The sequence below is a fragment of the Aphanothece microscopica RSMan92 genome (assembly GCF_046613545.2).
Taxonomy (GTDB): domain Bacteria; phylum Cyanobacteriota; class Cyanobacteriia; order PCC-6307; family Cyanobiaceae; genus NIES-981.
Window position 1 is genome coordinate 38,108 of sequence record NZ_JBKKKY020000006.1, and the last position, 22,956, is coordinate 61,063.

General features: G+C 62.9%; 19 protein-coding genes. 13 read left to right on the forward strand and 6 right to left on the reverse strand.

The annotated features are described in order from the left end of the window. Nucleotides 1–402 precede the first annotated feature (402 nt). The 3 genes from ACLD7X_RS02930 to ACLD7X_RS02940 all read left to right on the forward strand — a co-directional run bounded on the left by ACLD7X_RS02930 (nt 403) and on the right by ACLD7X_RS02940 (nt 3,230). A complete protein-coding gene (locus tag ACLD7X_RS02930) occupies nt 403–1,410 on the forward strand; it encodes a GNAT family N-acetyltransferase (protein WP_411421964.1) in 1,008 nt (335 codons plus the stop codon). A 9-nt stretch (nt 1,411–1,419) separates the two neighbouring features. Continuing rightward, nucleotides 1,420–1,746 (forward strand): acyl carrier protein, encoded by a 327-nt coding sequence (locus ACLD7X_RS02935; protein ID WP_411421965.1) that lies wholly within the window; start codon nt 1,420–1,422, stop codon nt 1,744–1,746. A 233-nt stretch (nt 1,747–1,979) separates the two neighbouring features. Next, a complete protein-coding gene (locus tag ACLD7X_RS02940; RefSeq protein ID WP_411421966.1) occupies nt 1,980–3,230 on the forward strand; it encodes a beta-ketoacyl-[acyl-carrier-protein] synthase family protein in 1,251 nt (416 codons plus the stop codon). Here the strand turns inward: ACLD7X_RS02940 and ACLD7X_RS02945 are convergent, their stop codons facing one another. Beyond that, on the reverse strand, nt 3,231–5,255 hold the full coding sequence (locus ACLD7X_RS02945) for a capsular polysaccharide export protein, LipB/KpsS family (protein WP_411421967.1): 2,025 nt from the start codon (nt 5,253–5,255) through the stop codon (nt 3,231–3,233). Nucleotides 5,256–5,371: 116 nt separating this feature from the next. Between ACLD7X_RS02945 and ACLD7X_RS02950 the strand changes: the two genes are divergently transcribed. The 9 genes from ACLD7X_RS02950 (at nt 5,372) to ACLD7X_RS02990 (ending at nt 17,249) form a co-directional block, all read left to right on the forward strand. Further along, nucleotides 5,372–7,507 carry a capsular polysaccharide biosynthesis protein gene (locus ACLD7X_RS02950; RefSeq protein ID WP_411421968.1) on the forward strand — a complete coding sequence of 712 codons (2,136 nt, stop codon included), beginning with the start codon at nt 5,372–5,374 and terminating at the stop codon, nt 7,505–7,507. Between the two features lie 65 nt (nt 7,508–7,572). Beyond that, complete coding sequence (locus ACLD7X_RS02955; RefSeq protein ID WP_412007209.1) at nt 7,573–8,328, forward strand: acylneuraminate cytidylyltransferase family protein; 756 nt, start codon at nt 7,573–7,575, stop codon at nt 8,326–8,328. Beyond that, nucleotides 8,325–9,617, forward strand: coding sequence for a DUF6716 putative glycosyltransferase (locus ACLD7X_RS02960; protein ID WP_411421970.1), 1,293 nt, complete (start codon nt 8,325–8,327; stop codon nt 9,615–9,617). Before ACLD7X_RS02955 ends, ACLD7X_RS02960 begins: the two co-directional genes overlap by 4 nt. Beyond that, on the forward strand, nt 9,614–10,657 hold the full coding sequence (locus ACLD7X_RS02965) for a DUF6716 putative glycosyltransferase (RefSeq protein WP_411421971.1): 1,044 nt from the start codon (nt 9,614–9,616) through the stop codon (nt 10,655–10,657). The genes ACLD7X_RS02960 and ACLD7X_RS02965 overlap by 4 nt, the downstream gene beginning before the upstream one ends. Next, a complete protein-coding gene (locus tag ACLD7X_RS02970; RefSeq protein WP_411421972.1) occupies nt 10,654–12,000 on the forward strand; it encodes a DUF6716 putative glycosyltransferase in 1,347 nt (448 codons plus the stop codon). The genes ACLD7X_RS02965 and ACLD7X_RS02970 overlap by 4 nt, the downstream gene beginning before the upstream one ends. A gap of 79 nt (nt 12,001–12,079) precedes the next feature. Then, complete coding sequence (locus tag ACLD7X_RS02975; RefSeq protein WP_411421973.1) at nt 12,080–14,392, forward strand: N-acetylneuraminate synthase family protein; 2,313 nt, start codon at nt 12,080–12,082, stop codon at nt 14,390–14,392. Nucleotide 14,393: 1 nt separating this feature from the next. Beyond that, nucleotides 14,394–15,281 carry a sulfotransferase family protein gene (locus tag ACLD7X_RS02980; RefSeq protein ID WP_411421974.1) on the forward strand — a complete coding sequence of 296 codons (888 nt, stop codon included), beginning with the start codon at nt 14,394–14,396 and terminating at the stop codon, nt 15,279–15,281. Between the two features lie 41 nt (nt 15,282–15,322). Next, nucleotides 15,323–16,441, forward strand: coding sequence for a glycosyltransferase 61 family protein (locus ACLD7X_RS02985; protein WP_411421975.1), 1,119 nt, complete (start codon nt 15,323–15,325; stop codon nt 16,439–16,441). A 67-nt stretch (nt 16,442–16,508) separates the two neighbouring features. Continuing rightward, on the forward strand, nt 16,509–17,249 hold the full coding sequence (locus ACLD7X_RS02990) for a sulfotransferase domain-containing protein (protein ID WP_411421976.1): 741 nt from the start codon (nt 16,509–16,511) through the stop codon (nt 17,247–17,249). Nucleotides 17,250–17,257: 8 nt separating this feature from the next. Here the strand turns inward: ACLD7X_RS02990 and ACLD7X_RS02995 are convergent, their stop codons facing one another. Both ACLD7X_RS02995 and ACLD7X_RS03000 read right to left on the reverse strand, forming a co-directional pair. Further along, nucleotides 17,258–18,496, reverse strand: coding sequence for a methyltransferase domain-containing protein (locus ACLD7X_RS02995; protein ID WP_411421977.1), 1,239 nt, complete (start codon nt 18,494–18,496; stop codon nt 17,258–17,260). Between the two features lie 17 nt (nt 18,497–18,513). Further along, the gene (locus ACLD7X_RS03000; protein ID WP_412007208.1) at nt 18,514–19,053 is read right to left on the reverse strand and encodes a dTDP-4-dehydrorhamnose 3,5-epimerase family protein; all 540 of its coding nucleotides are present in this window, start codon (nt 19,051–19,053) and stop codon (nt 18,514–18,516) included. 77 nt (nt 19,054–19,130) lie between these two features. Here ACLD7X_RS03000 and ACLD7X_RS03005 point away from each other — a divergent pair, with 77 nt between their 5' ends. Beyond that, complete coding sequence (locus ACLD7X_RS03005) at nt 19,131–20,138, forward strand: hypothetical protein (RefSeq protein WP_412007207.1); 1,008 nt, start codon at nt 19,131–19,133, stop codon at nt 20,136–20,138. Here the strand turns inward: ACLD7X_RS03005 and ACLD7X_RS03010 are convergent. The 3 genes from ACLD7X_RS03010 to rfbF are packed head-to-tail and all read right to left on the reverse strand — an operon-like array spanning nt 20,039 to nt 22,956. After that, nucleotides 20,039–21,100 carry a hypothetical protein gene (locus ACLD7X_RS03010; RefSeq protein ID WP_411421980.1) on the reverse strand — a complete coding sequence of 354 codons (1,062 nt, stop codon included), beginning with the start codon at nt 21,098–21,100 and terminating at the stop codon, nt 20,039–20,041. The two genes, ACLD7X_RS03005 and ACLD7X_RS03010, sit on opposite strands and share 100 nt — an antisense overlap. A 3-nt stretch (nt 21,101–21,103) precedes the next feature. Beyond that, nucleotides 21,104–22,186: a CDP-glucose 4,6-dehydratase gene (gene rfbG, locus ACLD7X_RS03015; protein WP_411421981.1), complete on the reverse strand. Its 1,083-nt coding sequence runs from the start codon at nt 22,184–22,186 to the stop codon at nt 21,104–21,106. Beyond that, complete coding sequence (rfbF, locus tag ACLD7X_RS03020; RefSeq protein WP_411421982.1) at nt 22,183–22,956, reverse strand: glucose-1-phosphate cytidylyltransferase; 774 nt, start codon at nt 22,954–22,956, stop codon at nt 22,183–22,185. Before rfbF ends, rfbG begins: the two co-directional genes overlap by 4 nt.

The window sequence follows — 22,956 nt, forward strand, 5'->3', positions numbered from 1 at the left end:
ATGAACCGGAAGCAGGGCAGGGGCTGACCCCCAGGCAGCAACAATCCAGAGAGCCAGCCGCCAGCCTGACCAACTGGCTCTCCTCAGCGGCACGTGGATGCCAGAGCGGCACGCCAAAGCCCCGCTGGAGCTTCAGATCGGGGGTGGAGGGGGCCTTCTGGAGCCCGGGATCACGGCACAGCAGGGGGGCTACACGCGCCGCCGACAGGCCAGGCCAGGAACGTGCCACCACCGGCGAAGCCACCTCCTGGCTAGCTGCATCCGGCCTGGCGGCCCTGGAAAGGCCAACGCCCTGGGACCGTGGGCGCCGGAGTTCCATACTACGATTCGTTATGAAACACTACGCCTGACAGTCAGGCCAGACTCTTTCAACCCTTTGCACTCGCTCAGACCCGACAGCCGATGATTCCCCTGAGCCGAGTACTTATCGATGACATCAAGCCATTTTTCTTTTTCTCGAACTACGGCCTTACGCTATATCTGATACCGGGCAATACGTTCGATAATTTTGCCGACGAAGTTGGCCTTTTGCGTGAGCTCACATACCGCCAGAAGCTTTCAGGATCCGGCAAAAACAAGGACCTTGATCGCAGGGATCCCTATTACGACCATTTTGTACTGGTCGACGACAACACATTTGCCCTTGCAGGCACCGCCCGCCTGCAATTTGTGCCCGACCAGAACTCCTCAGGGGAGCCTGCGTCGACTGGATTTCCGCATGGATCGACAACTTCTTACCTCGAACATGTCTACCCTGGAATTAAAAATTCTCTGATGGCTAAAGGCAGCCACCTGGAAATCGGACGGGTTGCCATTTCTCCCGCTTTTCAGCGTCAACCAGCGTCCCTGATGACCTTGTTTCGGGGTGGCCTGCAGGCCGCCATCGCGTCTGGATACACCTCGGTCTACGGGCTCGTTTCCTACAACCACTTTCAGTATCCCGGAGTTGTCAACGACTTCTTCCTGCGTTCCTTGATGCTCCCGCCCTTCCGCAGCAACGTCACGGACCTGCCTCCGGCCCGTTACCCCCGCGGCTTCCGAGGCGACGAAGAGCACGCAGACGGCCGTTGCCAGACGATCCAGCAACTGGAAACCGAGGCACAGAAGCATCATTCCGAGTTCAGACTTCCCGTACTCCTGCGCCAGTACATCAATCTGATGGGAGCCAAAACCCACGACATCTCCCTCGCAAAGGATTTCAATCAGATCACCGAAATCCTGATGACTGCGGACCTCACCCAGGTAGCTCCCAGACGCTTGCAGCACTTCGTGGGCTTCCCCCATGCCGAGGTCTACCGAAAGTTCCCCTGGTTCCGCGGACAGAACAGGCCCTTGCCGATTGGGACCAGGGCGGCCAGCGGTGATAAAGTTGAAATGGAACATCCTTCTCCCCAGTCCAGCTCGCGATAAACGGCTCCCTTGGCAGATCCAGCCCCTCTCGCTCCGAACGACGGCCTGCGGCCTGCTGAAGGCACCCCAACAGCTGCCAGCTCAATGTCCAGAGCCGACATCCTCCAAGGGCTGAGGGACATTCTGGCCAGGATTGCTGGTGCCGATCCTGATACCATCACAATCGATGCCTTGATCATCGAAGATGTGGGCGTTGACTCCCTTGGCTTCTACGAGATTTTGATCGAAGCCGATGAAACCATGGGCATCAAGATTGAAGAAAAAGATCTGCTCACCTTCAAAACCGTGGGAGACATCGTAAGCTATATCGAAGCCAGGGAACACGCCCAGCCCTAATGACCTCCTTGATGCTCTCTTTGGAAATCCCCGGCGGCAGATTCTTCCCACCCAGACTCACCGAAATACTCTCGTCATCCCTCCAGCGATTCAACGGAGAGCGGAAAGATTCAACAGAGAGCGCCTGACCACTTCCAGCAGCCTCGCCTCCCTGCCCCCGGCGCTCCGGCACGATTAGAAGGTTGCAGGCTCGGCTAAGGTCATCCACCACAACAAAGAGCCGGCAGATACCCGTGCCCCACGAGAGGATCGCCATCACGGGCATGGGTGCCGTGTCACCCCTGGGCATCGGGGTGGAGTCCTGCTGGCAGCACTATCGGGCTGGGGCCTCAGGGATCCAGCTGCTCCCGCATGCCTGGGCAGCCTCCCTGCCGTCCCGAATCGCCGGCGTGATCCCCGGTGATCCCACCGCCGACCTGGAACCCCTCCAGAGGCGACGGCTGGATCGGTGCTCCCAGCTCGCCCTGATCGCCGCTCAGGAAGCCTGGCAGCACTCTGGACTCCCAAGGGATCAAGCGGCGAGGGCTCGGCGCACCGCGGTGGTCGTGGGCTGCGGAATCGGCGGCCTGGAGACCATGGGGCAGCAGTACCGCATCCTGCTGGAGCGGGGAGCGTCCCGGGTGAATCCGCTGACGGTGCCGATGCTGATCCCCAATGCAGCCGCCGGGCAGATCAGCATTGCCATCGGTGCTCAGGCAGGGGCCCATACACCCGTCTCCGCCTGCGCCTCCTCGGCGGAAGCCCTGCTCTGGGGGCTGATGCTGCTGCGCGATGACCGCGCCGATGTGGTGATTGCCGGTGGCTCCGAAGCTCCGGTGAACGAGCTTGGGCTGGTGGGCTTCAGTGCGATGCGGGCCCTGTCCACCCGGAACGCCACGCCGGCCTTGGCCTCGAGCCCCTATGGACGCGAGCGCGATGGGTTCGTGATTGCGGAAGGTGCGGGAATTCTCATTCTGGAGCGGGAGTCCGATGCCCGGGCAAGGGACGCCGCCTGCGAGGCCTACCTCCTGGACGTGGGCAGCTCCAACGATGCCCACCACATCGTCACGCCCCAACCCACGGGCGCCCAGGCCTGTGCGGCCATGCACCAGGCCCTCGCACGCAGCGGGGTGGAGCTCGATGATCTCTGCTTCATTCAGGCCCATGCCACCGGAACGCCGGTGGGTGATCTGGCGGAGGCCCGGGCCATCGAGACGCTGCTCGGTTCGACCCACGGCCAGATCCCCGTCACCGCTCCCAAAGGGCAGTTCGGCCACATGCTGGGGGGGGCCGGCGCTGTGGAGACGATCATGGCCATCTGCTCGCTCCAGGCCGGCACGATTCCCGTGAGTGTCAATGCCGCCCCGATCGACCCGGAGATCCAGCTGAACCTGGTTCAGGGGAGTCCCCTGCAGATCACCCAGCCGTTGCACCGCCGGACGGCCCTGAAGAACGCCTTCGGCTTCGGTGGCCACAATGTGTCGGTGATGATCCAGGCCGCCTGATCAGGACGCCTGGCCATGGACCGCATCAAGCAAACCGCCGGGTTCCTGGGCGTAGTAAGCAATCACCCGGCGTGAGAATCCCTCGCGGTGGCTGTCCTCCGGGCTGAGCCGCAGATCTTCCGGCCGGCCCTGGCGGCAGTGCAGCACAGCCCTCGGCGCACAGAGCCTCTGAACCAGGAGGCGGAGGGGGTGGTAAAGGCTGTCCGCATCGATGCCCTCGAGACCGCGGTACTCGAACCACCAGGGGACCACGATGGCGTCATGACGGCGGGACAACAGAAAGGCGCTGGCCGAAGCACGCTGAAGGATGGAGGTCTTCAGGGAGCCATTCGGGGCAATCATCAACTGGCCGTGGCGTTGGAGCACCTGGGAGGAGCGCCAGAGACTGCTGCGGCGTTGGTCGGGCTGGCGATGGTCCAGCAGAACGTGGCCGGCGTTGGTGGCGGAGCGGTCGAACAGGGGAAGCAACCGGTTCAGATGGAGACCTGAAGTGGTGACAGCAGGCAGCTGGAGATAGGCCTGAATCGCGAACACATCAAAGGGACTGTTGTGGTTCCAGATGTGGATACGGCGGCGACCATCCTCAGCAGCCAGCAGGCTGTCATCGACAATCACCTCGATGCCCACAGCCCGCAATCCGAAGCGGGCGACCACGGTGAGCAGCGCTGTTGCCTGCCGGCGAAGCCTGAAGGCCAGGGCCAGCAGTTGCAGTCCGTAGGCCACATACATGACCAGGAAGCACAGGAGTCTGTAGATGACCCGGAACGGGACCTTCCAGGGCTGGCGTCCGGTATCCCCAAGGCCCCTGACCCTGCCCTGGCGGGACCGGGCCGACAGGGAGATGGGAAGGGTCTCCCGGAAAGGGAAATCTCCATCGAAATTTCCGTTGATCTGGGTCGTCGTCACCAGATAGTTGTAGAACCTGTAGAAGAGTGGGCGGCTGCTTGTCTGGGGTGAAGCCCAGAAGTCATCCAGGGACTGCTGATCGGTGAGGCCGGGCAGGTTGTAGAAGGTCTGCCCGAGCACTTTGGTTGGGGCCGCATGAAAGAGCGCCTGAAGCCCCACCGTGCTGTTCACCGTGACCAGACCGCGACAGGTGCGAATGAAGGCGCTGAGGGGGCCATCATGGAAGTAGTGCACCCGACCGGCGATCCCCTCGCGCTCGGCCAGAAAGCGAATCAGGGCCTTGTAATTGTTGTAGCCACGGTCCCGCGGGTGGTGCTTGAACGCCAGATGGTCGGAAGGATGGGCATGGGCCGCAAAGGAGACGATGACCGTCTCTATGAAATCATGCATACCACGGAATCCTGACCCCATCGTGATCTGGGAATCGCTGGAAACCTGGAGGATGGCCAGGAAATAAGAAAGGTTTTCTACAAGAACCCTCTTGAGCTGCCTTTCTTCGAGGCGATAGAGCCAATACCGGATCGAACCCCGAAGCTGGCACCAGAGGAATTCAGGCGATGGCTGAAGCTTGTGCTCACCCTCGATGATCCTGTAACGGGTGAAGGCATGCTGAATGAATGTGGGGGCTTTCCAGATTTTCCGAAAGCGCCAACCCGGATCCAATCGAGCTTGAGGAAGCCTGGAGACGGGTGGCAGGGCTTCATAGAACTCAACCGGCAGGTTGAGATTCGAGCGACAATTGACTCGATCCGGCTCCAGGGTCACATAATTGGGCCTGACGTAGCCCAATTCAAAGACAAACGCATCAACCCCCAGCTCATGGGCCACCTGAATGGCAAGGCGATGGGGATCGATGAAGTCGCCATACATGAACAGGTGGCGAATCCCCTTGGAGCGGATCACATTGCGGAGAAAGTCAGGCCACTCCTCCATGGAGCCGCTGAAGGGGATGCGGGCCCGGCGGGGAAAGCCAAACTCATGCAATGGATAGGAGATCTTGTAAACAGGAACTCCCGAATCGTTCAGATAGTGCCAGAGCCTGGAAAAGAACAGGCCGATGGGCCCCATCAGCAGCAGCACGGGGCCTTCGATCTGCACCTGCACGCTGCCCAAAGCCACCCTCACCGCCGGGGCGCGACGATCTTCGCATGGCCTGCTGGACCCCCCGTGACCGTGGGCGGCCAGGCTCTCAGGACACGGGCTCTAGGATCCGGCACCAGTGTGGAGGGTGACGGATGACGGGGGACATCCCGGTGTCATCCCAACCATCCGCCAGCCCCCCGGGCTGGGTGATCGGCCTCCCGGACCCCCTGGTGCTGGCCCACACGACCCTGCCCGCGCTGCTGGCGCCATCCCGTCTGGTGGTCGGACGAGGGGCCTGTCGCAGGGAACCCGTCGATGCCCTGCTGGTCTGGGGCCGTCGGCCCAGCGGCCGTTGGGGCCTGAGGGAAGCTCTGCAGCGCTCGCTGCCGCTCTGGCGCGTGGAGGATGCCTTTCTGCGATCGGTGGATCCCGGCCCCGGAGCGCCCCCCCTGGGGATCCTGCTGGATGACCGGGGCATCCACTACGACGCCTCCACCCCCAGCCGGCTCGATGCCCTCATCGCGGGCGGCCTGACGCCGCAGCAGACTCTCCGCGCCCAGTCCCTGAGAACCGCCTGGCGGACTCAGCGGGTCAGCAAGATCAATGCGGCCATCGAGTCCCCCACCCCCGACGCAGACTTCGTGCTGGTGGTGGATCAGGTGGCCAACGATGCCGCGATCCGACACGGCGAGGCCGACGCCCGGAGCTTTCTGGCCATGCTGGAGCAGGCTCTGATCGATTTCCCCGACCACAGGATCCTCGTCAAGACCCATCCCGATGTGGTCTCGGGGCGGCGCCGGGGCCATTTCACGGCCGAACACCTGGCCCATCCCCGGGTGGAACTCTGCACCGATGGGGGCCATCCCGCCGCCCTGCTCGAGGGGGCCAGCGCCGTGTACGTGGTCACCTCCCAGATGGGCTTCGAAGCCCTGATCTGGGGCCAAGCGGTGCACTGCTTCGGCATGCCCTTCTACGCCGGCTGGGGTCTCACCCACGACCGGCTGCCCCCACCGCGCCATGGAGCGCGGCAGCCGGGCGTCAGCCTGGACGATCTGGTCCATGCCTGTCTGGTCTCCTATGCCCGCTATCTCGATCCGGAAACGGGCCGGATCACCACCCCGGAACGCCTGATCGAGCATCTGGGCTTCCAGCGCCAGCAACGGGCCGCCGTGCCTCGGAACCTGGAAGTGTTCGGAATCGCGGGCTGGAAGCGCAATGCGGTGCGTCGCTTTCAGCGTGGCCTGGCGCCCGCCAGGCTGCGCTTCCGGCCCTTCCATGCCGCTCCTGGGCGCCAGGGCCGAAGCCGGTGTCTGGTCTGGGGGAACCGGGTGGGACGGGGGCTCCATCGGGCCAGCCCTCCCCTGATCCATGCCGAAGACGGCTTTCTGCGTTCGGTCGGTCAGGGATGGTGGCTGCGCTGGGTGCCACCGATCTCCTGGGTGATCGACCAGACCGGCATCTACTACGACTCCTCGGCCCCCTGCGACCTGGAGACCTTCCTCGCCACCCATGCCTTCTCGGCGGCCGAACGGGACCGGGCCGCCAGGCTGCGCGCCCTGATCGTGGAGGCGGGGTTGACCAAGTACAACCTGAGCTCCCCTGGCTGGCAGCGCCCCCCCCAGGTGGGGGACAGGCCCGTGCTGCTCGTCCCCGGCCAGGTGGAGGTGGATCTCTCGATCCGCTTCGGGGTTCCTCCCGAAGCCACCGTGCGCAGCAACCTGGAACTGCTCCAGGCCGTGCGGCGCGCGCACCCCGAGGCCTTCCTGATCTACAAACCCCACCCGGATGTGATCTCCCGGCGTCAGCGCCCCGGGCCGGGGGAAACCGAAGCCCATCGGCACTGCGACCTGGTGCTGCTCCAGGCACCGATGGAACAGCTGCTCGAGGCGGTGGATGGGGTGCATGTGCGCACCTCGATCACAGGGTTCGAGGCCCTGATGCGCGGTGTCCCCGTGGAAACCTGGGGCCTGCCCTTCTATGCCGGCTGGGGACTCACCCGGGACCGGCTGACGTGTGCGCGGCGGGGACGCGACCTCCTGCTGGAGGATCTGGTCTACGCCGCGCTGATCCACTACCCCATCTACCTGAGTCTGCGTTCGGGTGCCTACACCACCCCGGAGCGGGCTGTGGAGGAGCTGCGCCTCCTTCGTGCCGATCCCCGCTCCTTCCGGGCACCGCTGCAGCGCTGGCTGGATGCCCTCGGGGTTGAGCCCCCTGGCCAGCTCCGCCATGGAGTGGCCCAGTTCCTGGCCCGTCTGCAGGCCTGGAGCCCCCTGCAGCGCTGCTAGGTTCAGCGCAGTCTGGCCCCGGGGCCCTGGGGATGGAAGCGGTCATCCAGCCTCGTGAGTGCCCGATGCCCGCGATCGATCCGAGCAAGGCTCCGATTGCCCTGATCCCAGCCCGCGGGGGCTCGAAGGGCATCCCCTCCAAGAATCTGCAGCGCATCGGCGGTACCTCGCTGCTCGCGCGCACGATCCGCGCGGCCCAGGACAGCAGCCGGCTCGGCGGCGTCGTGGTGAGCACCGATGACAACACCATCGCCCACGAGGCCTGCGAAGCCGGGGCCTCGGTGGTGGAACGCCCACCGGCCCTGGCCGGGGACACGGCTTCCTCGGAGTCGGCCCTGATCCACACCCTGACCAAGCTGGCCGAGGCGACTCCTCTCCCGCCCGCCTTCGTCTTTCTCCAGTGCACCTCCCCCTTCACCACCGGCAGCCAGATCGACCGGGTGCTGGGAGAGCTGCTGGCCTCCGAAGCCAACCTGGCCTTCGCGGTCACGCCGTGGCACGGCTTTCTCTGGAACCTCGATGATCACGGCTGGGGCCGGGGGGTGAACCATGACGCCAGCCTCCCCCGCCAGCGCCGCCAGGATCTCACGCCCACCTATCTGGAGACCGGTGCGATCTACGCCCTGAGGACGGCGGCCTTCCTGGCCATGGGAAACCGCTTCGTCCCTCCCCTTCGACCCGTGGTCATCGAAGCGCCGGCTCCGGAGATCGACAGCCCCGCCGATCTCGCGCTGTGCCGTCAGCTGGCCCCCCTGCTGGATGGGCCAGGGGTCAGGGGGAGCGTGCTCGACCATCCCCCTGGAGGAGACCAGGCCGGATGAACCGTCTTCAGGGCAGAGAGATGGCGGCCATCGCCTGCTTCGACTCCTTCGGCAAGACGGCGATGGCGATGCTGTCGGTGTGCCGGAAGGAGGGTGCCGGAACAACCCTGTACCTGCTGGAAATCCAGGGCCGGCGGCTCTCCCGGCGGCAGCTGCTCGAAATCCAGCGGATCGACGGCAGGGTCACGATCATCCACCAGGAATGGCAGCAGTTGCGCGCGATCAGGCCCACCCTGCTCGGACTGGATGCTCTGATCCTGGGCCTCGACGGCCAGCGCACCCGTGAGCTCCAATTGCTGCTGCGGGCTGATGCACCCGACGGCCACTGGCCTCTGACGGTCAGCGCCTACCCGGGGATCCTCTTCCGCCATCAGATCGAGGGGATGATGGATCGCTCGGGCGCCGATCTGCTGTGTCTGAATTCTCCGGTCGATCTCGATCTTTACCAACAGGCCTGCCGGGCCCTGGGCCTGCCCTCTGACAATGCTGTCGTCACGGGCCTCCCCATCCTCTGGGACCTCCATCCCAGACGCCGCACCTCCGTGGAGCGGCCCACGATCGTCTTCTTCGAGCAGCCCTCGGTTCCAGGCAATCCACTGCAGCGTCACTACCTCTGCAACCGCCTGAACGACCTGGCCCAGCGGTGGCCCGACCACACCGTGATCTTCAAGCCCAGAACCTCCGGTGTGGAGCGCACCCTGCACCGCCGCCATGGGGAGATGGCAAGCCGGATCGAGAAATTGATGCGGAAATCTCCGAATCTTCAGATCAACTACAAACCCAGCCTTGCACTGCTGCGCCATTGCGGCTGTGCCATCACGGTCTCATCCACCGCCGCCATGGAATCGATGGCCATGGGTATCAGCACCAGAATCGTGGGGGACCTCGGGGTGAATGAAACCCTGGGCAACCACTACTTCATGGGATCGAACAGCGTCCGGGACTTCGCCGCGATCATCGAGGACCCCTTCACCCCGATCCACGACGAGACCTGGCTGGACCGCCATGGTCGCTGTCCCCATGGCAGCGATCAGTTCGTGATGGCCCTGGCCGATCGGATCGCACAGGGGCGCAGCAGACCCGAGACCTCCGGGACGCCAGGACCTGCGGGCTGGGGGGCCGAGTCCTGGCAGCGCTATGCCCTGCGGCATGGGGGGCGGCGCATGCTCACGAGTGCAGGGAACCGCTCGCGCCTGAAAACAACCCAGAGGGGCAAGAACGCTGTCCGGTACCTGCGCGATCTGGTCCTCGGTCTGCGCTGGGTGGAGGATTTCGTTCGGGGTCGATGAGGATCCTGCTGATCAGCGACAGTCCGGCCTCGCGCACCTGCACAGCCGTCCTGGCCTCGGCGCTGGAGGCTGAGGGCATCGAGGTCTTCGACGATCTGAACCTCTCCGCCGAGATGCTCAGCAGCAGCGATCTGCCCATGGGTATGGATGCCGTGGGGCTGTTCATCCACGCCCAGCAGGTGCCTGCCTTTCTCCATCGGTTCCGGCAGGCCTGCAGGCTGCGGGAGCGCAGCCCGATTCCCGTGTTCACGGGACCCCTCCTTCCTCTGGTGGGCGATGCCCTGGTGGCCGATCTGCTGCCCCGCCTCGGTGCTGACCTGCTCTGCCTGCATGGCCCGCGGCAAGTGGAGGAACTGGGCGACCTGGCACGAACCTGTGGAACCCCAGCACCGCCAGCCCTGCTGGTGGGGCCTTGGGGCCTGGCTGCGCCTTGGCGCCCTGTTCCGGAGCTTCAGCCCTCCGCGCGGCCCCGGCGTCTGCTGTTCCTCGAACAGGCGGACCTCCCCCCCGCCCCGGGGGCCAGGTTGCGCCTGCTGGAGGTGCTCGAACGCCTCTGCGTCAGCTCTCCTGGCTGGGAGGTGGTGATCCAACCAGCCCAGGCTCCCGGTCCGGCGGCGGAACCGACACGGCCCCAGCAACCCGAGCGGGAACCCGCGACGGTGCCGGCAGAGAGCCTGACCCAGATGCTGCTGGGGAGGACGTCGACAGCACCCAACCTGCAGCAGGGAGATGGGGACGCCCCACTGCTGGAGCTGGCCCGGGCCGGGGTCTGCGCCACGATCAGCAGCCCCCTGCTCTGGCATGCCCTGGCCCAGGGTGTGCCGCTGCTGCTGCTGGGGGACTACGGCATCCGCACCGACATGGACGGGGCCCTGCTGTTCGGATCAGGGCTGATGGGTCGGCTCACGTCGTGTGAACATCTCGATGAACTGCTCGATCTGCCCCAGCCCAACCCCGGCTGGTTGCGGGAGAGCGGCTGGGAGATCGGCGATGGGGCCCGTCGGTTGCGGAACTGGGTGGGGGAGCATCGCCGCCGATGACCGCGGTTCTGCTGATTGCCGATTCAGACAGCCAGCTTCTCTACTGCGAGGCCCTGGCCCGTACCAAGGCGGCCACAGGCATCGAGCTCACCATCAATCTGATCCCCAGGGACGGCACACCCAAAGCGGTCATTCAACGCATGCGCCGACTGGGCACCGTGCAGGAGCGCAGCATGGCTGCCCTCCTGCGTGACAGCCAGCTGAACCGCTATGCCGGCATCGGCGTCTTCCTCACCGGCAGCAAACTCGCCGAGTTCCGCAGCGCCTATCACCAGTCCCGGCACCAGCAGGCACCACCCCGCGCCCTGCTGTTCTGCGGCTTCAACGGTGTGGTGCTGGAACGGTTCGAAGAGGCCATCACCTGGCGGCTGGGGTACGACCTGATCTGCCTCAATGGGCCCCGTGACCAGGTGCGGTTTGAACGTTTTCTCCGCCATACGCCATTCCAGAGCCAACGCACCCTCCTCACCGGCCTGGGACGTTCCCACGTGGCCCAGACCAAACCGCTCTCCAGCCGCCCCCGCCGACTGGTGTTCGCCGAGCAGGTGGCCCTGCCGGCGCTGCCGCAGGAGCGCCAGGAGATGGTGCGGCACCTGGTGGCGCTGGCTCGCCGCTGCCCGGACTGGCAGATCGTGCTCAAACCCAGGGTCGCCCCCCATGAAGCCACGTTCCATGAGATCGGCGAACACATCAGCACGACCCTGGAGCGGCTCTGTCCACGGCGGCCGCCCAATCTGACCGTGTCCTACGAAGCTCTCCCCGCCCTGCTGGCCGAGAGTCGTCTGTTCGCCACCCTCTCCTCCACAGCCTTCTTCGATGCCCTGGACCATGGCTGCATTCCCCTCGTGATGGGCGACTTCGGGGTGCGTGCCGACCTCGGCACCGTGTTTTTCGGGGGTTCAGGGATGCTCGTCGAACTCGGCCAGATCCAGGATCTCGAGGCTCTGCTTGGGCTCAGGGTCAATCCGGACTGGCTGGAGTGGGTGGGGTATGGGAGTACGTACACCCCGGCAGAACTGTTCGTGATCCTCCGACGTCACGGTGCCGGGCGGGCGGGCTCCGATGGGACGTCGCCATCGCTTCAGCCCAGGGATCAGCCACCGCGGCTGCAGCAACGCGGCTATGTGGTCAACTCCGGGGAGCTCTCCACGAACCAGCTGCGTGTCGGGGCCGAACAGGCCATCGACGAGCGGGATTACGGCGAAGCCGCCAAGCTCCTGGAGATGGCGGCGCTGCAGCGACCGGACAATGCCAACATCCGCCGCAGACTGGTCGCGGTGAGGGCTGGGAACCGACTGGTGCGACGGCTACTTCTCCTGGCGACACCCAGGTTCAAGCTGTAAGCTGGCCCGGCCCGGGGCGCGTCAGAGCAGAGATTGTCCGTTAAGCGTCAGCCAAATCGCGTTGATCGACGAGTAGAGCATGCAGATTGAGCGCAATTTCACGCAGTTTGTCGTCTTTTCAGAAGACACGGTTCTCACCGCACTCTCAAAGATCACGGCCAACAAAAGCAGGCTGATTTTTGTCGTCTCTGAAAGCGGCATCCTGCAGGGCGTGCTCAGTGACGGCGATTTCCGGCGATGGGTTGCTGAATGCAGCGACATCGACCTCAACGCTCCAGTGACGCAGGCCATGAACCCGCGCTGTCGCACGGGTCTTGTCGGGATGGCACCGGCGGAACTGGCTCCTCTGTTCAGTCCCCAGATTCAGCTGATCCCGCTGCTCGACAGCCACGGCCGCATCGCCGCCGTGGCGATGGCAGGGGCCCACGAACTTCGGATCGGCGAGCGCAACATCGGCGAAGGCTATCCGAGTTTTCTGATCGCTGAAATCGGCAACAACCACAATGGAAGTCTGGACCTGGCCCTTCAGTTGATCGATGCTGCCGCAGATGCAGGGGTTGACTGCGCCAAGTTTCAGATGCGGGAGATGAAGAATCTCTATGTGAATGCTGGCGACAGCAATGATATGTCCTCCGACCTTGGCACCCAATACACACTTGATCTGCTGGAGCGTTTTCAGCTCACAGACGAGGAGCTCTTTCGCTGCTTTGACTACACCGCCCGCAAGGGGATGATTCCCCTTTGCACACCCTGGGACACCAGCAGCCTGGCCAAGCTGGACCGTTGGGGCATGGAGGCCTTCAAGGTGGCTTCAGCCGACTTCACGAACCATGAACTGCTGAGCGCCATCGCAGCCACCGGCAAACCGCTGATCTGTTCCACGGGGATGGCGACGGAGCTGGAGATCAGCAGCGGCATCCGCCACCTGCGCGAGCTGGGCGCTCCGTTTGCCCTGCTGCACTGCAACTCCACGTACCCGACGCCCTACAAGGACGTCAACCTCCGCTATCTGACCCGGCTGCGCGAGCTCTCCGGAGCACCAGTGGGCTATTCCGGCCATGAAAGGGGCTACGAGGTACCGATTGCCGCTGTGGCGCTCGGTGCAACGATCGTGGAAAAGCACATCACCCTGGATCCTTCCATGGAGGGCAATGACCACAAGGTCAGCCTGGTCCCTGATGAATTCAGCAGGATGGTGGCGGCCATCCGGGCGGTGGAGGACTCCATGGGGAGTGATGCAGAGCGCTCCATCAGCCAGGGAGAGCTGATGAACCGCGAAGTGCTGGCCAAGAGCCTGGTCGCCGCCTGCGCCATTCCGAAAGGCACGCCGGTGGAACCCTCCATGGTCAGGATCCAGAGTCCAGGCCAGGGGTTGCAGCCTTACCGACTCGCCGATCTGATCGGTCGCCATCTCCCTACCGACAAGAACGCGGGCGACTTCTTCTTTGAGTCCGACCTGGGCGAGGGATCCATCAAGGCCCGGAGCTATGCGTTTTTCAACCCCTTCGGAGTACCAGTTCGGTACCACGATCTTGGCTTATTCACGCGCTCCAGCAATCTGAACCTCGTCGAGATCCACCTCAGCTACAAAGATCTCGAGATTCCCATCGAGCAGGCCGTTCCCGAGTGCATACCCCTGGGACTGGTCATACATGCCCCTGAATTGTTTGCATCAGATCATACACTCGATCTATGCACACTTGATCAGGATTACCGTCAGCACTCGATCCGTGAGTTACAGAGGGTCATCGACATTTCCCGCAGACTCAAGGAACGGTTCGACTGTCCCCACGACGTATTGCTGGTCACCAATGTGGGCGGATTCTCAGCCCACCGGCATCTTCATACGGGCGAGGGCGCTCCCATGGTCGAGGCCCTGATCAGGAGCCTGGCGTGCCTGTCAACGGACGGCGTTGAAATCATTCCCCAGACCATGCCACCCTTCCCATGGCATTTTGGGGGACAGCGGTTTCACAACCTCTTCGTGGACCCTGAGTTCATTGTTGGATTCTGCAGTCAGCAGGGCTACAGGGTATGCCTCGATGCCTCCCATTCCAAGCTGGCCTGCAACCACCTGGGCCAATCCTTTCATGGTTTTCTGGAACGTGTTCTGCCGTTCACAGCCCATCTTCACCTAGCCGATGCTCGTGGAGTCGATGGGGAAGGTCTTCAGATCGATGAGGGGGACATCGACTGGCCGATGCTCTTCCAGATGCTCAGAACGCTTGCTCCTGAAGCGTCGTTCATTCCTGAAATCTGGCAAGGCCACAAGAATCAGGGAGAAGGTGCCTGGTTGGCCCTGGAACGCCTCGAGCAGCATGACCAGGCCTGCCATGGGGATAGCGGTTTGCCAGTGACGCCGATCACGGAGATGGTCCGTTCTGGCTTCTGAGATGAGACGTTCGGCGAAAGAAGCTCCACCTTTGGAAAGATCAACCACACCATCTCCAGCGGACGAGACCACAAGTGAGCTCCTCCATGCCATCGAACGGGGGCTGAAAGGTGCAGATCTGGAGAGCAAGAATCAAGTGGACCCACGAAGTCTGCCCGACTTCATTGTGATTGGAGCCGCGAAGTCAGCCACCACAACCCTTACCCGGGTACTGGGCCGCCATCCAGACATCTTCATGTGCAAGCCAAAGGAGCCCAAATTCTTCGGCAGGCACTACGACAAGGGTTGGGATTGGTATGCAAGCCACTTCCAGGCTGGGCGCGATGCTCGCTTGCGCGGCGAAGGCAGCACCATGTACTCCAGCACCCTGCCTGGTTTTGAACACACGGCAGCTCTGATCAAGACCTATCTGCCACAGACCAAGATCATCTACATGGTCAGGCATCCATTGGATCGGATCGTATCCCAGTGGCGCCACATCAAAGGCAAACATCCCAGCACCAGCGAATTTCAGCAACTCTGGAAGACCTCCAGACTCAAGCACCTGTTGATCGGCTGCTCGATGTACTACGAAAGGCTGAGCAAGTTTCGTGAGCAATTCCCAGATGATCAGATTCTCTGCCTGACCTTCGAGGACTTTCTCGGTGCGCCCAAACCCAGCCTGGAGAGGGTTCTGGGCTTCCTCGGTGTGGATGGGCCCGTGGAGCCCCTGCTCAACGGCGGCACCAGTCTGCCGCTGGTCAATGAAGCTGGCCAGCAGGGGCGCGGCTATGTCGAAAAACCGCGCTGGCCATGGCTGCTGAAGTGGCGTGTCAGCCGCCTGGTCAGACCTGACAGCCAGAAATTTCTGCATCACATCGGCAAACCCAGGGACTACTGGAAAATATGATGGGAGGCCATTTCCACCGGTTGGACCAGGCACTCTGAACCATGGAGCCAGACCTGAAGCTGATCCGCGAAGCCAACCGCCGCCATCCTTCCTGGTGGGGGAAAGCCTCCGTTACAGAACCCTCCAGCATCATTGTGGAATCAGACGCACTGGTTCTCGACATCAACCGGGTGCATGAAACACATCGGCGCTGGTGGATTGAGCTGAATCACGGTGTTGTGGACCGCCATGGACAGCTCATCGAAGCGCTCAATGACAAACGGGGCGACCGACATTTCTTTTATCCCCCTACGGAACGACTCGCAGCGCTCCGCAATCGGAGCGTGGACAGCACTGAAGAGATCAGCAAGGATTTCGTTCTCTATGGCGGCACTCTCTTCGACCACTTCGGCCACCTCCTGCTGGACCTGACCCGAACTTACCAACTGCTGAGATTGTTTCGCGATCTTGACTGTCCAATCTGGTTTCACTACCATCGTCTTCGCAAGGGCGGAACCATTGCCAACCGCGAGTTGATCGTGGCATGGTTAACCTGCCTGGGCATTCATGAGCGCACCCGCCTCGTCCGCCGGCCGATCCGAGCCAAGACGCTCGTTTCGAGCAGCGTTCTCTATCGGGATCGCTGCTTTGTGACCCGCGACTTCCACGATGCCTGCCTCACGGCCTTGCGGCCGGAACTTCGTGCAAACCTTGAGGCTACCCACCGCAAGCAGAAGATCGCCTACCTCTCAAGACACAAACTGATCACCGGCACAACCAAGTTCCTCGGCGAACTGGATGTTGTGAATCAAATCAGTGGCCTCCCCAATGTTGACATCATCTGTCCCGAAGAGCTGAGCTTTGAAGAGAAGCTCGCCCTTTACCGAAGCTACGATTGGATCATCGGTTTCCCCCAGGCTTGCATGAATCTGAAGGCTTTTGTCCCCAGCACGCCGGGCAACACGCCGGCCCGTCAGGTCATGTTCCTGGCTGGTCCCAAAACCCTGAGCACCAACTGGGTGAACATTGATGCCGCCTGTGGATTCGACGATCTCTATGTCGACTGTCACCCCCAGCAGGATGCTGGCCAGCACAACACCGACGATGGCTTTCAACGGAGCAACAGTTTCGACGTGCAAACCGTGGTCAACACCGTAAGGCGGCTTTCTGCGCAGGGATGAACCTGCGTGCTTCAAGATTCTGATCCACCCTTCTCATCAACTGTCCTGCCACCTGGATTTGTTACCGATGCTCGTTGTTGTCTGCGGAATGCACCGGTCAGGCTCCACCTTGGTCGCACAACTCACCCGAGGCTTGTTGAGCGAGACCTGTGAACCCCGCATCAGCACCAACGGCCTGGGTGACTCTGTCGCCGAGATGCAAGAGCGCGCCAACGACCCCGAGCAGATCTGGTTGAGCAAGGTCCACATCCCTCGCCGCGACCTGCGGCGCGCCCTGCCGGATCAGGGCGTGCGTTATCTCTACACCTACCGGGACGTGCGCGATGCCCTGGCTTCAGCCTGGCGCAAGAATCGTTTCATCCTCGGAAGCAGCGATCGGGGACCGGAGATCGCTGCACAATTCGTCAAGGAGGAAACCGAGATCGGTGCAGTCTTCGAGGCACGCCGGAATTGCTGGATCGGTCGTTATGAGCAGATCGTCCACGACCTGCCGGCCCTCGTCGATGCATTGGGCCGATTCCTGGAGATCTCGATCAGTTCCGAAAGGAAAGCCGCCCTCGTGGAGGATGCCTCCCCCGAGAAACAACGGGAACGCTCGCAAAGGGTGAGCGAAGGGAACCGCTCATTGCAACGTGAAACGTTCATCACAACCAACCACATCACCGATGGACGCGCGGGGGCCTGGAAGGACACTCTCTCGGTGGCGGAAGCGATCGCCGCCGAGCATGCCGGACGCCGCTGGCTGCGCCAGAAGGGCTATCCGCTCAGTTTCCGCAAATCCATGTACCCTATACCGCAACCGGGCTGAGGGGGCCCTCAGATCACTTGCAGGCTGGGTATCGCCTTGTGGAACACCAGCTCGGGGTGGTCTGCAAAGGAGCTCCTGACCTCGGCGGCAAGGTTCCAGGGGAGCACCAGCACCTGCTGGGGCTCCATGGCCAGCCACTGCTCGGGCGAAACCACCGGGATGTGACTCCCCGGCAGGAATGTCCCGATCTTGCTGGCCGCCTTGTCGGCCACGGCGGCCAGCAGATCGGCACGCACGCCGGCGTAGTTCAGCAGTGTGTTGCCTTTCGCAGCTGCTCCATACCCCAGCACGTGCTGACCCCGTTCCCGCTGGCTGAGCAGGAAGCGGAGCAGGGCGTGCTTGGCGGATTCCGCCCGCTGCTGAAAGCCTTCATAGGCCTGCAGCCTCTCCAGGCCCCCCTGCCGCTCAGCGTTCCGAACGGCCTGGAGACGCTGCAGGGCAGCCCCATCCGGCTGCAGGGCCCCGTCCGCCCGGGCCAACCACACCCTGAGGCTGCCGCCATGGGTGGGCAGACGCTCCACATCGATCACGCGGAGCCCTGCGGCACTGGCCATCCGCTGCAACGAGCCCAGGCTGATGTAGCTGTAGTGCTCGTGGTAGATCGTGTCGAACTGGTTGCCCTCGAGCAGCTCCAGAAGATGGGGAAACTCGATCGACACCTGGCCCTGCGGCTGCAGCAACCGGGTCATGCCCGCCAGAAAATCATTGATGTCAGGCACGTGGGCCAGCACGTTGTTGGCCACGATCAGGTCGGCCCGACGCCCCGCCTCGACCAGCTCCTCGGCCAGCGCCACACCGAAGAAGCGCTCGATCGACTCGATGCCCCGCTGCCGCGCCACGGCCGCGGTGGCCGCCGTGGGCTCGATACCCAGGCAGGGAATCAGGCGCTGCTGCACGTACTGCAACAGGTAGCCATCATTGCTGGCCAGCTCCACCACCAGACTCTCGGCATTCAGGTCCAGACGCCGACAGGCGTGATCCACGAAGTGTGCGGCGTGGGCACACCAGCTGGTGGAGGTGCTGGAGAAGTAGGCGTAGTCCGCCGTGAACAACGTCTCCGCCGCGGCATGGGCGGGGAGTTGCACCAGCCAACACTGCGTGCACACGTACACCTTGAGGGGGTAGGTGAGTTCCGGCTGGCTCAGCTGATCGGCGCTGAGGTAGGCATTGCTCGGAGGCTGATGCCCCAGATCGATCACCTCCCGCTCGAGCGGTGCGCAACAGTGCCGGCAATGGTGATGGGTCAAGACCAGGGGAGCAGGGATCAGAGGGAGCCGAACCTGGGGAGCTGCAGATCCCGCGGGCTCAGGTCCACCGGGGGGAGGGGCCAGGCGATGGCCAGATCGGGATCATTCCACACCACACCGACCTGGTCTTCCGGCCGGTAGGGGGAGGAATGCACATACAGCAGCTCACTGCCCGGCTCCAACACCTGGAAACCATGCAGACACCCTTCTGGAATCAACCAGGCATTGCCTGCCGCCGGGCTGAGCTCGATCGCCTGCCACTGGCCCAGGGTGGGCGAGGCCGGTCGCAGATCCACCGCGACGTCAAACACCCGGCCCCGCAGACAGCGCACGAGCTTGGCCTCGGGCGCTTCCCCCTGCTGCCCGTGCAACCCCCGGATGGCTCCGACCCGCTCCGTGCGACTCACATTGACCTGATGGACCGGCCGCTCGCCCCACCACGGAGCGAAGTCCTCCCGGCGGTACGCGTTCAGGAAACTGCCCCGGACATCGCTGTGGGCACGCGAGCAGAGCTCGACCAGACCCTGGATCGGCGTGGGCTGAGCCTGGGGATGCACCGCAGGGTGGGGAGGGAGTCGCGAACCAGCCTGGCAGACCACACCACCCGTAGGCTGCGGGTCCCCCGCAGATGACATTGGCGCAGCCCTCCATCAGCCCCCGGGATCTGGTGATCCACACCGGCCAGTCGTCCAACCTGATCGCCGACCTGAGCCGGCAGGTGGAGACCAACCGCCACCTGCTGAAGCACTGGGGGATCGATTGTCGCCCCCCCGAAAGCCTTCTTCCTGCCATTCTTCGCAACAACTGGAAGCTCTGGCAACGCCAGGAACAGCGACGACGCTGGAACCCATGGCACCGGAAGAAGGCTGTCTGGGTCTCCGATCAGTCCATGCTGAGCCCCCTGCTCCAGGAGCGCAGGCTTCAACGGTTACGCCCTCAGCTTGAGGAGCGAGGGTTCCGGCTCGTGATCATGGTGCACCTGCTGGATGGCGAGGAGCTGATGGCACGTGACTACGCCCGGGCCGTGATGGCCCTGCGCTGGGGTGGAACCTTTGGGGACTTCGTGGCGAAGCGGTTGCAACACCATCCACTCCGCTACCACGTGGACCGCCTGTTCATGCCCCTGCTGGAGCGGTGCGGGGCCCTGGGGGTTCGCTTTGTCCTGCATACCTCCCAGACCGCCAGAGATCCCGAACCTTCCTTCGAAACCTTGCTGGACGTGCTGCGAACCGGCCATCCCGTCCAACCACTGCACTGGCTCCCCCAGCACCAGACCTCCTCTCAGGCCAGCCTGCGCCAGTTCCATCTCAGCCGCTTGGTCGTTCAGGGGCTGGGGAAGCCACCCAAAGGCGCTCGGAGGCAACAACTGGTTGGGCTGATCAAAAAGAGCATCGAACGGGAACAAACCTGTACAAACATGATCAATCACCCCTGGGCCCCCCTGGTGATCGAGCAGGTCGAACTTCCGGAAAGCATCGCCATCGCCCAGCAGAGACTGGCCCGGAAAGCCTGGGGTGCGGAGTGGCCCCAGAAGACCCTGCATCAGCGGGAGCAGGTATCGCTGGAGGGCTTGGAGAGCCTCGCCGAAGCCCTGCTTCGAAAAGCCCCGGGCTTGGACTCGCGCAGAAACTTCAGCGGATAAGACAACATCAAGGAACGCTGCCGAACCGTATTGTGCCAAGGCCTAATCCTCTTGAGATAACGCCCCTTACGGTCCGCTATTAAGATATTTTCAACCCCCTCGAGTCCCCAGACATTATCTGGATCAAACGGCCAGAAACTATAGACGGTGGATGCAAAGGGAGCCAGGGCAATCACCCCCTGCATGAAGGTGCCTCGGCCGGCCGCAAAGTGTCGACCGCGCAGAAGAAAGGCAATGTCATGGTCCAGACCCCAACTATGAAGCGAGACCCCGATCCCTCTGCCCTGGCAGTATTGCGTCAACGCCAGGACGACCGGATTGGCAAAGTCTTCAAAAACCAAATGGACGTGAGACCAGTCTCGTCGCTTTAGCACTTTCAGGTAAAATGCAAGCGGGGGCTGATAATAGGCCGGGTGAGGATCAGCCTCGAAGACATCTCCAGAGCGCAGATGAACCACCAAATGGTCATCAGGCAAGGCACTGTCGGGCGAAGAGACCCTGATGGCTGGCTGCAACTGTGACAGAAGCGAGCGGAAACCTGGTTGAGGAGCAGCCAGCGATTGCAAGGTACGGCAATAAAAGAAGCGCCCCTCCAATCGGGTATGAAGCCTGGAGAAATGACCTGTACCATTGACGAGCATGAGTCCGTCCGCCAAAGTTGTCTTTCCTGGACGGACATACCAGGCATCGGGAATCTCCACAATCTTGACTCCAAGTCTTCGAGCCAGATGGGAGGCATGGCAAAGCTGGGCCAGGCTGTTGGAAAACCGCTCCAGACGGTGAATCCTCAGGGCGTCAACCCGACCATCAAAGGCCTCAGGCATCGCCTTGGCTCCTAGGTGAACGCCATAGGGATCATTGCGGCTTTGGTAGCCCCTCGCAGTGGAGACATGCTTCCCATTCAGATGATCCAGGCTGATGCCATAACGCGCAGCAAAGATCGCCTGCAGACGCTCATCCACAGCTCAGGCCTCCAGGTAGGCCGCCAGATCGGACTGGCAACAGGCCAGCGGGGATGCGCCTTCCTCCACCTGCCGGTACCACCGGGCCGTGCGGGCGACGGCGGTCTCGAAACACCACCTGGGTCGCCAGGCCAGCTGGTGCCAGGCCTTGTCGATCGCGAGGTGCAACAGGCCAGCCTCATGCGGATCCGCTGGATCACTGGCATCGAACCAGCTGCCGTGCCAGTGACCATGCAGAGTCTCGATGAGCTGATGGACCGAGCGGCTGGACTCCAGCGCGGGCCCGAAGTTCCAGGCTTCCGCATGGGCCAGAGGATCGCGACTGAGCGCTTCGGCCAGGAGCAGATAAGCACCGAGAGGTTCAAGCACATGCTGCCAGGGTCGAGTCGCCTGGGGACGCCGGAGCGCGATGGGCTCGCCCTTAGCGCAGGCGCGGATGGCATCGGGGACAATCCGGTCCTCGGCCCAGTCGCCGCCGCCGATCACGTTGCCGGCTCGGGCTGTGGCGATCGCGAGGTGGCTGACCTGATGGGGAGCCTGGCCACAGAAACTGTCACGCCAGGACGCGATGGCGATCTCTGCCCCGGCCTTGCTGGCGCTGTAGGGGTCATGACCTCCAAGGGGATCCAGTTCGCGGTAGCCATGGATCCACTCCTGGTTGGCGTAGACCTTGTCGGTGGTGACCATCACCACGGCACAGTGCTGCTGCAGCGGCTTGAGCGCTTCCAGGAGATGGAGGCTGCCCATGAGGTTCGTCGACCAGGTCCCGATCGGGTCGGCATAACTCCGTCGCACCAGAGCCTGGGCGGCCAGGTGAATCACGACTGACGGTGCGGCATCTTGCACCGCGCTGGCAGCGGCCAGGGGATCGCGAAGATCAACGATCCGCGCGATGAACTGCCCTGGGTAAGCGGTCTCCAGGGCCAAGTCTGCGTAGAGATTCCGCTCCCCTTCGGCGGCCAGGGCAAGGCCATGGACCTGGGCCCCGAGTTGCAGCAACCAGAGCGCCAACCAGGCTCCCTTGAAGCCGGTGTGTCCGGTGATCAGCACCGAACGTCCATTCCAGAAGGCTGGGTCCCACGTCATGACCAGCGCTTCCAGGGAGCCTGGCCACTCTCCCAGAGCGCCTCCAGGCGGTTGCGCTCGCGCAGGGTGTCCATCGGTTGCCAGAACCCTCCATGGCGAAAAGCTGTCAGCTCACCGCGTGCCGCCAGCTGGGGCAGTACATCGGACTCGAAAACACAGTCGTCGTCTTGAATCAGATCGCAAACCGAAGGTTCCAGAACAAAGAACCCCCCATTGATCCAGGCATTATCCCCATCAGGCTTTTCCTGAAACTGCTGTACCAGATCCTGCTCAAGGTGCAGCGCCCCATAGCGACCGGGAGGCTGTACGGCCGTCAGGGTTGCCTTGAGACCTCGCTGATGGTGATGGGTGACAAGGGCATCCACATCCACATCCGCCAGGCCGTCGCCGTAGGTGAAGCAGAATGGTGTATCCCCCAGGTAGGAGCGGACCCTAGCCAGTCGCCCCCCAGTCTGGGTCAACTCACCGGTATCCACAAGGGTGACCTTCCATGGCTCCGTCTTCTGATGGTGAACCTCCATGCGATTACCCTCATCCATGTGAAAGGTAACGTCGCTAGTATGCAAGAAATAGTTCGCGAAGTATTCCTTGATCATATAACCCTTGTAGCCGCAACAAACAATGAAGTCGTTGATTCCGAAAGAGCTGTAGATCTTAAGGATATGCCAGAGGATTGGGCGCCCACCCACCTCAACCATGGGCTTGGGCCGAACCTGGGTCTCCTCGGAGAGACGGGTGCCGAGACCGCCTGCGAGGATGACAGCTTTCAT